The sequence below is a fragment of the Streptomyces dengpaensis genome (genome assembly GCF_002946835.1).
Lineage (GTDB): Bacteria > Actinomycetota > Actinomycetes > Streptomycetales > Streptomycetaceae > Streptomyces > Streptomyces dengpaensis.
Genome location: NZ_CP026652.1, coordinates 6,248,684 through 6,260,395, shown reverse-complemented (window position 1 = coordinate 6,260,395; position 11,712 = coordinate 6,248,684). Strand labels below are relative to the sequence as shown.

At 72.0% G+C, this 11,712-nt stretch carries 12 protein-coding genes and 3 pseudogenes; 6 read left to right on the top strand and 9 right to left on the bottom strand.

Going from position 1 to position 11,712, the window contains the following annotated elements; genetic code table 11:
• Positions 1 to 21 precede the first annotated feature (21 nt).
• The gene (locus tag C4B68_RS28870; protein WP_099500835.1) at positions 22 to 756 is read right to left on the bottom strand and encodes a bifunctional DNA primase/polymerase; all 735 of its coding nucleotides are present in this window, start codon (positions 754 to 756) and stop codon (positions 22 to 24) included.
• Positions 757 to 1,026: 270 nt separating this feature from the next.
• Between C4B68_RS28870 and C4B68_RS28865 the strand changes: the two genes are divergently transcribed.
• A complete protein-coding gene (locus C4B68_RS28865; RefSeq protein WP_099501144.1) occupies positions 1,027 to 1,896 on the top strand; it encodes a glycerophosphodiester phosphodiesterase in 870 nt (289 codons plus the stop codon).
• Here C4B68_RS28865 and C4B68_RS28860 read toward each other — a convergent pair.
• The 4 genes from C4B68_RS28860 to C4B68_RS28845 all read right to left on the bottom strand — a co-directional run bounded on the left by C4B68_RS28860 (position 1,875) and on the right by C4B68_RS28845 (position 6,319).
• Positions 1,875 to 2,495: a TetR/AcrR family transcriptional regulator gene (locus C4B68_RS28860; RefSeq protein ID WP_099500834.1), complete on the bottom strand. Its 621-nt coding sequence runs from the start codon at positions 2,493 to 2,495 to the stop codon at positions 1,875 to 1,877. The two genes, C4B68_RS28865 and C4B68_RS28860, sit on opposite strands and share 22 nt — an antisense overlap.
• 51 nt (positions 2,496 to 2,546) lie before the next feature.
• Positions 2,547 to 3,542, bottom strand: coding sequence for a small ribosomal subunit Rsm22 family protein (locus C4B68_RS28855; RefSeq protein WP_099500833.1), 996 nt, complete (start codon positions 3,540 to 3,542; stop codon positions 2,547 to 2,549).
• 294 nt (positions 3,543 to 3,836) lie between these two features.
• Positions 3,837 to 5,009 carry a serine hydrolase domain-containing protein gene (locus C4B68_RS28850; RefSeq protein ID WP_240634755.1) on the bottom strand — a complete coding sequence of 391 codons (1,173 nt, stop codon included), beginning with the start codon at positions 5,007 to 5,009 and terminating at the stop codon, positions 3,837 to 3,839.
• The gene (locus tag C4B68_RS28845) at positions 4,964 to 6,319 is read right to left on the bottom strand and encodes a multidrug effflux MFS transporter (protein WP_099500832.1); all 1,356 of its coding nucleotides are present in this window, start codon (positions 6,317 to 6,319) and stop codon (positions 4,964 to 4,966) included. The genes C4B68_RS28850 and C4B68_RS28845 overlap by 46 nt, the downstream gene beginning before the upstream one ends.
• A gap of 131 nt (positions 6,320 to 6,450) precedes the next feature.
• Between C4B68_RS28845 and C4B68_RS28840 the strand changes: the two genes are divergently transcribed.
• Positions 6,451 to 7,482 (top strand): Gfo/Idh/MocA family protein, encoded by a 1,032-nt coding sequence (locus C4B68_RS28840; RefSeq protein WP_099500831.1) that lies wholly within the window; start codon positions 6,451 to 6,453, stop codon positions 7,480 to 7,482.
• 42 nt (positions 7,483 to 7,524) lie between these two features.
• Positions 7,525 to 7,755, top strand: a pseudogene (locus C4B68_RS28835) (3-oxoacyl-ACP reductase); the annotation flags it as partial.
• 479 nt (positions 7,756 to 8,234) lie between these two features.
• Here the strand turns inward: C4B68_RS28835 and C4B68_RS28825 are convergent.
• Entirely contained in the window at positions 8,235 to 8,558 is a 324-nt protein-coding gene (locus C4B68_RS28825; protein ID WP_099500830.1) for a nuclear transport factor 2 family protein, read from the bottom strand.
• Positions 8,559 to 8,720: 162 nt separating this feature from the next.
• On the opposite strand from C4B68_RS28825, the gene C4B68_RS28820 reads away from it, so the two are divergent.
• Both C4B68_RS28820 and C4B68_RS28815 read left to right on the top strand, forming a co-directional pair.
• Positions 8,721 to 9,257 (top strand): DoxX family protein, encoded by a 537-nt coding sequence (locus tag C4B68_RS28820; protein WP_240634516.1) that lies wholly within the window; start codon positions 8,721 to 8,723, stop codon positions 9,255 to 9,257.
• A 35-nt stretch (positions 9,258 to 9,292) separates the two neighbouring features.
• Positions 9,293 to 9,669, top strand: a pseudogene (locus C4B68_RS28815) (MazG-like family protein).
• Positions 9,670 to 9,743: 74 nt separating this feature from the next.
• Here C4B68_RS28815 and C4B68_RS28810 read toward each other — a convergent pair.
• From C4B68_RS28810 to C4B68_RS28795, 3 genes and pseudogenes are all read right to left on the bottom strand, one after another.
• Complete coding sequence (locus tag C4B68_RS28810; protein ID WP_099501140.1) at positions 9,744 to 9,941, bottom strand: DUF397 domain-containing protein; 198 nt, start codon at positions 9,939 to 9,941, stop codon at positions 9,744 to 9,746.
• Positions 9,938 to 10,135 (bottom strand): Scr1 family TA system antitoxin-like transcriptional regulator, encoded by a 198-nt coding sequence (locus C4B68_RS43615; RefSeq protein ID WP_306511213.1) that lies wholly within the window; start codon positions 10,133 to 10,135, stop codon positions 9,938 to 9,940. The genes C4B68_RS28810 and C4B68_RS43615 overlap by 4 nt, the downstream gene beginning before the upstream one ends.
• Positions 10,136 to 10,311: 176 nt before the next feature.
• Positions 10,312 to 10,482, bottom strand: a pseudogene (locus C4B68_RS28795) (short-chain dehydrogenase); the annotation flags it as partial.
• Between the two features lie 114 nt (positions 10,483 to 10,596).
• Between C4B68_RS28795 and C4B68_RS28790 the strand changes: the two are divergent.
• A complete protein-coding gene (locus tag C4B68_RS28790; RefSeq protein WP_099500828.1) occupies positions 10,597 to 11,658 on the top strand; it encodes a lytic transglycosylase domain-containing protein in 1,062 nt (353 codons plus the stop codon).
• Positions 11,659 to 11,712: the final 54 nt, after the last annotated feature.

Sequence of the window (11,712 nt, the reverse complement as noted above, 5' to 3'; positions counted from 1 at the left end):
CCACCGGGCCAGGCCTGGCGGTCAGCCCCGGTGGGGCCAGGCCGCCAGCTGGTCCGGATCGTGTTCACCCGCGTAACGGGCGCACGCATCGGTCAGGTTCTCCAGGAGGGTGAGCGGATCCGGCAGGGGATGCTCGGGTCCCCGTACCCAGTCGACCGTGAGGTCACCGGGGAGCTGGGCCGGCGGGACGAGCACGTACGAGCCGCGGCAGTGCCAGCGGAAGCCGGGGTGCTCGTCCATCGTCTCGGGGTGGCAGTCCAGCTCGCAGGGCCACCACTCGTCCTCGTCCTCCGGCGTACCACGCGTGAGCGTGAAGAAGAGCATGCGTCCGTCGCCGCTCTCGGCGACGGGCCCGACCTCGATGCCGGCGGCGAGCATCCGCTCCAGCGCATCGCGCCCGGCCTCCAGCGGCACGTCGAGGACATCGTGGACCATGCCGGTCGCGGTGATGAAATTGGCCTTCGGCTGGCTTCGGGCCCAGCGCTCGATCTGCGCGCGGTCGGTCGTGGACTGCGTCTGCCAGGCGAAGGAGACGGGGTGGCGCGCGGGGGTGGGGCAGCCGATGCGGTCACAGGAGCACCGGTAGCCGGAGGGGTACGCGGCCTGCGCGAGCGGCAGCCCCGCTGCGGCGGCGGCGAGCAGCAGGGCCTCACGCCCGCCGTCGGCAGTCTCCGCAGGAGCCTTCGGCCGGCGCCCACGCAGCCACTGGGAGATCCTGCCCTGCGCGCCGGAGCGGCGGTCGAACTCTGCGCTCATCTAACCCCTCGCCTCGCCGTGTGCCGAACAAGCCCTCTACAAGCCTCAAGTCGCAAGCCTCTGCAGGCCTCTGTAAGCCGGCTGGCCGTGCGGCTGCAACAAGCCTTCTGCAAGCCATCTACAGGCCATCGACACGCTCTATGGTCCCACCATCCTGCGCTCCGGGTGGCCAGAGCCCACATCCGGGGTGGGTGGGGTGATGTGTTCCGCGGACCCGGATCAGGTGTTTTTCTCCGCTTTGGCAGGATTTAACCCCTTACCTTGGTCGCCATGCTCACACGGACTGCGCTCATGGGTCTGGCCGGTCTCGCCTCGCTCACCCTCACCGGACACGGCGGCGCACCACCCCCGCCGGAGTGGGGCCCCGGGCCGCTGACGGTGGACTCCCTCCCCCGCGTCGTCCACGTCGCCCACCGCGGCGGCGCCCTGGAAGTCCCCGAGAACAGCATGTCGGGCCTGATGGCGGCGTACGTGCGCGGTACGGCACAGGTGCTCGACGCCGACACCCGGCTGCTGGGCGACGGGACGGTGGTGGTGATGCACGACGCGACGCTGAACCGGACGACCACCACACGCGGCGCGGTACGGGAGCTGGGCGCGCGGGACTGGCAGCGGGTCCGCCTGCGCCCCTCGGCCGCGCTCCCGGGCGACTGGCGCTCCGAGCGGCCGCCCACGGTGGCCGAGGTGCTCGACCGCTTCGGCGGCCGGGTCGTGCTGACGCTGGAGGCGAAGGACTCCGACAGTCTGCCCGCACTCGCCGCGATGATCCGCGCCCGCGGACTGACCCGGTCGGTGTTCGTGAACTCCAACGATCCGGAGGTGGCCCGGCGCGTCCACCGTCTGGGCCTGCTCAGCCAGCTGTGGCGCTCGGCCGCCCAGCTGCGTACCGACCGGCCCGAGCGCTGGGCGTCCTTCGTCGACCTGCTCGACGTCGACCACAAGGCGCGTGACGCGGATCTCGTACGGGCCGTGCGCTCCGGCATCCCGCGCGTGTGGGCGCACACCGTGGTCACTCCGGCCCAGCGGGACCGGGCGCTGGCGCTGGGGTGCGACGGGATCATCACGGACGCGCCGGGGCGGGTGTGGGGCGCGCCTGGCGGGTCGTCCGGGGGCTTGCCTCAGCGCGGGGCGAGGCCGTAGAGGGCGTAGTCGACGAGGGTGTCCGTGTACGCGTACGAGATCGGGCCCGTGCGCTGCAGCCAGCGCTGGGCGAGCGGCGACACGAACAGCTCCAGGGCGATGCGGGGGTCGATGTCCCGGCGTACCTCGCCCGTGTCCTGCGCGGCGCGCAGCCGCTGCACGTACAGCTGGAGCTGGGGTTCGAGGAGCTTGCTCACGAACTCCGCGCCGAGCCGCTCGTTGACGACTCCCTCGGCGGCCAAGGCCCGCGACGGAACCTCAAACCTGGGGTCCACGAGCTCGTCCACGGTGGCGCGCAGCACCATCTTGAGGTCGGCGGCCAGATCCCCCGTGTCCGGGATCGCGTACGACTCCTGCCCCGCCGCCTGCGCGGCCTGGTCACCCAGGTCCATAAAGGCGTCCATCAGGACGTCCGCCTTCGACGACCACCAGCGGTAGATCGTCTGCTTGCCGACTCCGGCACGGGCCGCGATGCCCTCGATGGTCGTCTTGGAGTAGCCAGCCTCGCCGACGAGGGCCAGGGCGGCGGCGTAGATCGCCTGCCGGGATTTCTCGCTTCGCCGGGAGGCGTCGGGGGTGGGCTTGGGCTTCTGGGGCATGGGGCGAAACTATCAGGGGGACGATACGGTGCGTCTCGCCGAGGTCGGGGGCTAGTCGTCCTGGGACGGCGGCGGCCAGGCGTCGCCCCAGTCCGCGTCGCGGGCCTCCCGGTAGAGAGCCCCGTGCCGCTTGGTCACCGTCGCGCGGTGCAGGGACTCGTCCGGGCCGCACAGGTCCAGGAGTACCTGGCCCTTGCGGATCTGCGGCTTGCGTACGACGCGGGAGGGGGCCGGGACCGGCGGGAAACGGGTGGCCGCGACGTAGCTGAACTTCTCGTCCTCGTACGGCAGGGAGCCGCCCTTGACCTGGCGGTGGAGGGAGGAGCGGGCGACCCTGGCCGAGAAGTGGCACCAGTCCTCGCCGGGGACGATGGGGCAGGCCGCGCTGTGCGGGCAGGGGGCGGCGACGTGGAAACCGGCGCGGATCAGGCGGTCGCGGGCCTCGATGACGCGGGTGTAGCCCTCGGGGGTGCCCGGCTCGATGATCACGACGGCCTGGGCGGCGGCTGCGGCGGCGTCCACGACGGAGGCGCGGTCGGCGTCGGTGAGCTCGCCGAGGACGTAGGACACGGTGACGAGATCGGCGCTCTCGATGGTGAGCGCTGCTCCGATACGAGAGCGGTGCCACTCGGCGGCCTTCAACTCCGGGTTCGCCGCGGCGATTTCCCGGCCCAGTGCGAGCGCGGGCCCGGCCCAGTCGAGGACCGTCACCGGGCGGGTGCCCTCCCACGTCGCGTTCACCGCCCAGGTGGCCGCGCCCGTGCCGCCGCCGACGTCCACGTGGCTGCCGGGCGCCCATCCGGGCACCGCGTCCGCGAACGCGTCCAGCGCCGTGCGTACCGCTTCGAACGTCGCGGGCATGCGGTACGCGGCGTACGCGACCACGTCCGCGCGGTCGCGGAGGATCGGGGTGTGGGTGGGGGTGGCGCCCCGGTAGTTCGCGATCAGGCGCTCGACCGCCTGCGTGGCCGCCTTCGGCGGGAGGCCGTCCAGGAGGGTGGCGAGGGCGGTGCGCAGGGTGTCGGCGGGGGTGGCGGGGGCGTTCACCCGCCGATTCTACGTTCGCGGAGGCGGGCCTCCCGCGCGTCGCGCACCCGGCCCCGGCGCCGGCCTCCGAGCGGTTTTTCGCCCCCTCCGCCCCTGCACGTCCCGTACCTGGGGCATTCCAGCCCGTCCGGCGTTTGAGGACGAGCCCGAAGCGCGATGCGGGGGTTTGGGGGCGGCAGTCCCCAAGGACGATGGGGGTCCCCCCGCTCTGGGGGTACCTCCCAGGCCCTTAAGGCACTGGGGGAGAAGCCGAGAGTGGGGGAGGGCAGGGGCGGAGGGGGCGAAAAAACCCTCTCAAGTCCCCCGCACCGCCCGAGCCAGCCGCGTCCCCGCCGCCGCCCGCGGCCCGTTGTCCGGCGGGCGGCGACGGGGATGGACCGTGTTCGCCAGCAACACCAGGAAGGTGTCGGTCGAAGGATCCAGGACCAGCGACGTCCCCGTGAAACCCGTATGGCCCGCGGCACCCCGCCCCGCGAGGGCGCCCATGAACCACCCCTGGTCGAGGGCGAAGCCGAGACCAGGCGGGGTGAGGATGAGATCGACGAAGTCGGGACCGAGGATGCGGGCGGGTCCGTAGGAGCCGCCGGCCAGCAGCGTGCGGCAGAAGACCGCAAGGTCACGGGCGGTCGAGAAGAGCCCCGCATGCCCCGCCACCCCACCAAGCACCCACGCGTTCTCGTCGTGCACCACCCCCCGCAGCATCCCCCGGTGGACCTTGGCCCACGGCCGCCGCTGGTCCTCCGTCGCCGCCGCACCCGGGCAGGGACCGAAGCCCGTGGACGTCATGCCGAGCGGCCGCGTGATGCAGTCCCTGACGAGGATGTCGAGCGCGCGGCCGGTGACGCGTTCCAGGACGTATTGGAGGAGGAGCAGGTTCAGGTCCGAGTACACGTACACGCCCGGCGCAGACGACGGGGCCTCGGCCCGCAGCATCGCCAGCCGCGCCTCGTCGTCCGGGCAGTCGTACAAGGGGAGTTCGGGGCGCAGCCCCGAGGTGTGCGTGAGCAGTTGCCGTACGGTGATGCCGTGCTCGGCGGCCGCACGGAAATCGGGCAGGTACACGCCCACCCGCGCGTCGATGCCCAGCGTGCCGCGCTCCAGTTGCTGCACGGCGGCGACCGCCGTGAACAGCTTGGTGAGGGAGGCCAGGTCGAAGGGCGTGTGCACGCTCATCGGCACCCGCGCCCCCGGCGGCAACTCGACCCCCGTGTCCGTCTCCTCGTCGTACGCCGCATAGCGCACCGCCCACCCCGCCGCCTCCTCGACGGCGATGACCGGGCCGCGCCCCGCGACCAGCGCCACGCCCGCCGCCCACGGGTCGGCCCCGCGCGTGAGGGCGCGCACCTCCCGTACGAGGTGGCGCAGTTCGTCGGGGTCGAGCCCGGCCCGTTCCGGTGTGTCGATGCGCAGTCTCGGTGCGCTCAGCTGCCCGCCGCCTTTCCGTCCGATGCGCGTCCCGTCTGCCAGGGGCGGCAGAGTCCCACGAAGCAGGCGACGGCCACCAGTACCGCGGCCAGTTGGACGATCGCCATCGGAACGGCGGTGTGCTCCCCGGCGATGCCGACGAGGGGTGAGGCGATCGCGCCGATGAGGAAGGAGGAGGTGCCCAGGAGCGCCGACGCGGAACCGGCGGCGTACCGGACGCGCATGAGGGCGAGCGCCTGGGTGTTGGGCAGGGCGATGCCCATCGCGGACATCAGCACGAACAGGGCCGCGGCAACCGGCACAAGGCCGGCCTCGCCGAACACGCCGGAGGTCATCAGCAGCAGCGCGGTCGCGGCGAAGGCGACCACAGCGAGACCGACGGCGAGGACCTTGTCGAGGCCGACCCGGCCGACCAGGACCTTGCCGTTGATCTGGCCGACGGTCACCAGTCCGACGGAGTTGAGACCGAAGAGCAGGCTGAACGTCTGCGGGGAGGCGCCGTAGATCTCCTGCACCACGAACGGCGACGCCGAGATGTACGCGAACAGCGCCGCGAAGGTGAACCCGCCCGCCAGCATGTAGCCGGCGAAGACCCGGTCGGCGAGCAGTCCGCGCAGGGAGCGGAGCGCCTCGCCCACGCCGCCGCCGTGCCGGTCGGCCGGCGCGAGGGTCTCCGGCAGCCGGAACCAGACGAGGGCCGTCAGCGCGACGCCGACCGCCGTGAGGACCACGAACACGCCCCGCCAGTCGGTGACGCGCAGGATCTGGCCGCCGATGAGCGGCGCGACGATCGGGGCGACGCCGGAGATCAGCATGAGGGTGGAGAAGAAGCGGGCCATCGCCACGCCGTCGTACAGATCGCGGACCACGGCCCGGGCGATCACGATCCCGGCCGCGCCCGCGAGGCCCTGCGCGAGACGGAAGGCGACGAGGAATTCGACGCCCGGCGCGACGGCGCACAGCACGGTGGCCACGACGTAGACGACGAGGCCGGCGAGCAACGGGCGCTTGCGGCCCCACTTGTCGCTCATCGGGCCGACGACCAGCTGTCCGAGCGCCATTCCGGCGAGGCAGGCGGTGAGCGTGAGCTGGACGGTCGCGGCGGGGGCGTGCAGCGACGTGGTGACCTCCGGCAGCGCCGGGAGATACATGTCCATCGCCAGCGGGGGTATGGCGGTGAGGCCGCCGAGGATCAGGGTGACGAGGAGTCCGGTGCGGCGGAGGGCGCCGGGGTCAGCCGCGGCAACCGCCGCTGAGACGTCGGCGGTCGCCGTGTTCGCTATGTGCCCTTCCGGTCCCTGCGGGCCTTCCAGGCCTTTCTGGTTCCGCGTGGTACGGCCACGCTCGGGCATGCGCCCCTCCCTCTCCGAGTAATCCGCCCCCTATGCTCTCAGTTCGAACAGCGTGTTCGGGTCACAGATTTTCGGGAGCGCAGGGCTTTCGGGAGCGCAGGGCTTTCGGGGTCGCAGAGCAAGGGGCGGGGATGACGGGCGAGCGCGAGCGTGTGCGGTGGGGGATTCTGGCGACCGGCGGGATCGCCGCGGCGTTCACGACGGATCTGGTGGACCTGCCGGACGCCGAGGTCGTGGCGGTGGCCTCGCGGACGGAGGCCTCGGCGAAGGCGTTCGCGGAGCGGTTCGGGATACCGAAGGCGTACGGGGACTGGGCATCGCTCGCCGAGGACACGGACGTCGACGTCGTGTACGTCGCCACTCCGCACGCGGCGCACCGGGCAGCGGCCGGGATGTGTCTGGAGGCCGGGCGCCATGTGCTGTGCGAGAAGGCGTTCACGCTGAACACGCGCGAGGCCGAGGAACTGGTCGCGCTCGCGAAGGCGCACGACCGCTTCCTGATGGAGGCCATGTGGATGTACTGCAATCCGCTGGTCCGCCGGCTCAAGGCGATCGTCGACGACGGCGCGATCGGTGAAGTACGGACGGTTCAGGCCGACTTCGGGATCTCCGGGCACCTCTTGCCGGGGGCGAGGAATGGGGCGCTTCCCGCGTCGCACCGGTTGCGCGATCCGGCGCAGGGCGGCGGCGCGTTGCTCGATATCGGCGTCTATCCGGTGTCGTTCGCGCAGTTGCTGCTCGGCGAGCCCTCGGACATCACGGCGAGAGCCGTGCTCTCCGAGGAGGGCGTCGATCTCCAGACAGCGGCAGTGCTCTCCTGGGAGAACGGCGCTCTCGCTTCGGTGCACTGCTCCATCAACGGCGGCACCCCCGTCGCCGCCTCCGTCACCGGCTCACAGGGCCGCATCGACATCCCGGACGGCTTCTTCTTCCCGAACCGCCTGGTGCTGCACCGCGACGGCCGCGAGCCCGAGGAGTTCACGGCCGACCCGGCGCACGGCCCGCGCAACAGCCTCAGTCACGAGGCCGCCGAGGTGACACGCGCCCTGCGCGCCGGCGAGACCGAGTCCCCGCTCGTCCCCCTCGACGGCAGCCTCGCCGTGATGCGGACGCTGGACGCGATACGGGACCGCATCGGCGTCCGCTATCCCGGCGAGGCGTGACCCGTCGCGACGCCCGGGAACCCTCCCGTACCTTCCCGTAGTCCGTACCGGATCGCCTGCGGCCAGATCGACATCGGCAACGCGGCCACCGACATGACCGAGCGCATGCGGACCGGAGTGCTCCAGGCGAACGGCGAGCCGGCGGTCGAACCGGTAATGGACGTGGCCGATGTGGCGCGCACGGTCCGGCACATGGCGGAGCTGCCCCTGGAGGCGAATGTGCAGTTCGCGACGGTGCTGGCGACGACGATGCCGTACGTGGGACGCGGCTGAGGCGACCGCGCCGACTTCCCTCACAACCTGTCAACGGCCCACCGGCTGCCCGTCAACGGACCACCGGCTGCCCGTCATCGGCTCGGCTTCGGCTTCGGCTTCGGCTTCGGCTTCGGCTTCGGCTTCGGCTTCGGCTTCGGCTTCGGCTTCGGCTTCGGCTTCGGCTTCGGCTTCGGCTTCGGCTTCGGCTTCGGCTCGTCAACGACTCATCTTTCACAAACGGAAGTTGAACCTCCGGACCGTGGAAGCTGGTCGCGGCCTTATGCTCAACGTCTCCTCCATCAGAGCTTCACACTTGGAGCGCGAGACTTCGGTACGACCACGGTCCACACCGAGGGGGAGGCGGCAGCCGTTCCGCGGTCCGGGTGGGGGCGGACCTCGCGTGGGACCGTGAGGTGGGCACCGGACCGGGGAACGGCTGCCCCGCAATCGGCGCCAGGAGTCGGAGCGCACCTCAGGCCACCTACCCGTACGGGATGTCAGGCCTGACCGGTGTCGAAGCGGGTGATCTTGCCGCCCTCGACGGTGAAGGTCCACCGCGTCGTCATCTCGCCCCAAGTGTCGTTGTTGTAGTGGGCGATGAGGGAGTGGCCGCCTTTGGACTCGTTGTCGACCTCCATGTGGCCGTGGGAGGAGAAGATCTCCCGGTCGGCCCACTCGTCGAGGTTCCGCTCGGTGCCGTCGTCGGACATGGTGGCGCCGGGCGCGAGGACGGCCTGGAAGGCCTCGCGGTCGTGGGCGTTCACGGCGGCGACGAAGGCCCGGACGGCCGGGTCGCTGAGTTTCGCTACCTGAATCGTCATGTGAGTCAGACTCACACCGGTCCCCGGCGCCCGCCACCCGAACGGCGGTCCGGGAGCGTCGGGCGCCGGTCATCGGTGCGACGGTGGGACCGAGGGGAGGGGCTGCTACCGCCATCTGCTCCGGGAGTCACCGTGACCTGTACCAGGACCTGTGGGACCTGTTTGGACCGAACCGATCTGGGACTGCTGCTGCTCCGTCTGGGCACTGGCGGGGTGCTGGCCGCGCACGGGTCGCAGAAGCTGCTCGGCTGGTTCGGCGGGGGTGGCATCGAGGCGACCGGGGCGGCCATGGAGGCCATGGGGTACGCACCCGGAAGGGTGAGCGCCACGGCCGCGGGCCTCGCGGAGGCGGGCGGCGGCACGCTGCTGGCGCTGGGCTTCGCGACGCCCGCGGCCGGGGCGGCGGCGGCCGGTGCGATGGCGGGCGCGGCGGCGGTGCGCATGCCGAGCGGGTTCTTCGCGGAGACCGGCGGCTACGAGTACGCTGCGTCGCTGTGCCTGGCGGCGACGGGCATCGCGGTGGCGGGCCCCGGCCGGCTGTCCCTGGACCATCTGATGGGCCACAGGGTGGACCGCGGCTGGATGGTGCCGTTGGCGCTGGGCGCGACGGCGGCGGTCACCGCACTGGTGGTGGGAGCGCGGAACAAGAGGGTGCGGAAGGCGGCGGAGGGGGAGCAGGAGACGCTGTTCGACGAGTAGGAGTCGGGCCTCCGGCCGCTGGGGAGGCTGGCCCCATGACTGAGCACCTCGCTGATGAACCCTCCGATGAACCCGCTGATGAAGACGTCTGGAACACGATCGACCGACTCCACGCCTGGCTGGACGCCAACCGGGCACACGGCGGCCAGGAGGGCCTGCTGCTACGGATGCTGAAGCTGTCGGAAGAGGTCGGCGAGGTCGCCCAAGCGGTGATCGGCGCGACGGGCCAGAACCCACGTAAGGGCACGAGCCCAGGTGGGACGACGTCCAGGCCGAACTGTGCGACGTCGTCATCACGGCACTGGTGGCCCTGCGCACCCTCACGCCGGACCTACGCGGCGTCTTCCTGACCCACTTGGCGAACGTCACGAAGAGGTCCCTCGGCCCGACGTCAACTCCCATGCGGTCGTAGATGTCGAGGATCAGGTGGGCTTCCTGTGCGTCGGGTACCTCAGTCCACACCCGGACATCACGCAGACCCGACCGTCAGCGTCCGGAGGCGAACCGTACGAACGCGGCCCACTCCGTGGTGGGGAAGGCGAGTTGGGCTCGGGCGGGGGACTTGGAGTCACGGACGTGGACGGTCACGGGAGTTGTGGCGACCTCCAGGCACTCGCCGCCCTCACCACCGCTGTAGCTGCTCTTGAACCAGGCGAGTTCGGGCGAGGTGTTATCCGTGCTCATCGCTCTCCCAACAGTTCGACCATCAGAGCAAGGGACTCGCCCGGCGTGAGTGCCTGCCCACGGATAGCTCCATACCGCGCGGCCGGCATACGCACTTCTTCCGGGTCTGTGATCAAGTGGCTGGCTCCTTGCACCTCCAGGTAGCCGACCTGCGGCTTTCCCTTGGGCGTCAGGAGAACAAAGGGGCCATCCACGCCGGGGTTGCTCGGGGTCCTTCAGCTCGACCAGCACAGCGAGGAAGGGGGCAGCCGCGGAACTCGGGCAGCGCCGCAGCCTTCTCCAGCCGCTCAAAGACGCCCAGGATGCGCTCGCGCGGCGTGCCGGCTTCCCCCGGACCGGGCGCGAGCTGCTCCACGTACTGCGGAATCGGCTACGCGGCCAACTGCGGGTACAGCACGCCCGGATCGGCGGAGAGCCCGGCCTTGACCTGCCGGGTGAGGTCGTCGGCGAGGACTTCGAAGGCACCGGACCCGATGCCGTCGAGGGCTTGCGCCGCGACGCCCTCGGGAGTGGACTTCGGCGCGTCGATCTTCGCGGTCAAGGCGGGACCCGGAGGCGCGTGCGCCCCTCCCGAATTGGCCGCGCTTCGCGCGACGGACCCGCCGCCCTGCCCCGTAGAGCAGACGACATCGGCCCACAGGGAGGGGAACGCGACGTGGCAGGGCACAGAGTCAGAGGCGTCAGGGGTGCGGCGGTCGTGGCGGCGATGGCCGCGTTGACCGCGTCACAGGCGCCGGGGGCGGTCCCGGCACAGGCCTCCCTACCCCTGCGGGAGGCGCCGGCCGAGCACGGGCCGAGCGTGTCGGGCGACAGCCCGTACCGCACCGGCCTCCCGCCGCTGCGGACCCGGAAACGCGAGGGCGGGACATCGGTCGCGGGCGCCGCCCTGCCGGCGAGCGTGTTCGCCGCCTACCAGCGCGCCGAGGCGGAGCTCGCGCGCACCGCGCCCGGCTGCCGGCTGCGGTGGCAGTTGCTTGCCGCGATCGGCCAGGTGGAGTCCGGGCAGGCGCGGGGCGGCCGGGTGACGGCGGACGGCAGGACCGTGGCGCCGATCCTCGGGCCTCGGCTGGACGGCGGCGACTTCGCCGTCATACGGGACACCGACGGCGGCGCGTACGACGGGGACGCAGCCTATGACCGGGCGGTGGGACCGATGCAGTTCATCCCGTCGACCTGGGCCCGCTGGGGCACGGACGGCAACGGCGACGGGCGGGCCGACCCGGACAACATCTTCGACGCGGCGCTCGCCGCCGGACGCTACCTGTGCGCGGGCGGACGGGACCTCTCCGACCCGGCCGACCTGGACCGGGCGATCCTCGGCTACAACCACTCGAAGGCGTATCTGCGCACGGTCAGGGCCTGGTACGCGTACTACCTGCAAGGGCACCGGGTGGTGCCGGACAACCCCGCGAGGTCCTCGGCGCACCCCGAGCCGTCGCAGCCGCCGGCCACGCCGAAACCCTCCACCCGTCCGAGCGCCGCCCCCTCCCCGGCACCGTCCGCGCCTGCCTCACCGACCCCCACGAGGTCCCGTCCGGCGGGCGGGGCCAAGGAGACGGAGGAGCCCCAGCTCCCCGCGCCCGGCCCGGGCATCGAACTGCCCGGCGACGACCTGCTGCCCGGTGACGACCTGCTCCCCAGCGGCGGTCCGCCAGCCCGCAACGGTGTGGACTCGATGGCCTCCTCCCCCTCCACAACCGTGGATACCGGGCGGTAATGTCGCCACCCGCCGGACGCACGAGACCGGCGGGTGAGCGCGAAGGGGCCTCAT

Bases quoted from the DNA above. Each gene is read 5' to 3' on its own strand.
- C4B68_RS28870 (WP_099500835.1), bottom strand. From the start codon at position 756: ATGAGCGCAGAGTTCGACCGCCGCTCCGGCGCGCAGGGCAGGATCTCC.
- C4B68_RS28865 (WP_099501144.1), top strand. From the start codon at position 1,027: ATGCTCACACGGACTGCGCTCATGGGTCTGGCCGGTCTCGCCTCGCTC.
- C4B68_RS28860 (WP_099500834.1), bottom strand. From the start codon at position 2,495: ATGCCCCAGAAGCCCAAGCCCACCCCCGACGCCTCCCGGCGAAGCGAG.
- C4B68_RS28845 (WP_099500832.1), bottom strand. From the start codon at position 6,319: ATGCCCGAGCGTGGCCGTACCACGCGGAACCAGAAAGGCCTGGAAGGC.
- C4B68_RS28840 (WP_099500831.1), top strand. From the start codon at position 6,451: ATGACGGGCGAGCGCGAGCGTGTGCGGTGGGGGATTCTGGCGACCGGC.
- C4B68_RS28825 (WP_099500830.1), bottom strand. From the start codon at position 8,558: ATGACGATTCAGGTAGCGAAACTCAGCGACCCGGCCGTCCGGGCCTTC.
- C4B68_RS28810 (WP_099501140.1), bottom strand. From the start codon at position 9,941: ATGAGCACGGATAACACCTCGCCCGAACTCGCCTGGTTCAAGAGCAGC.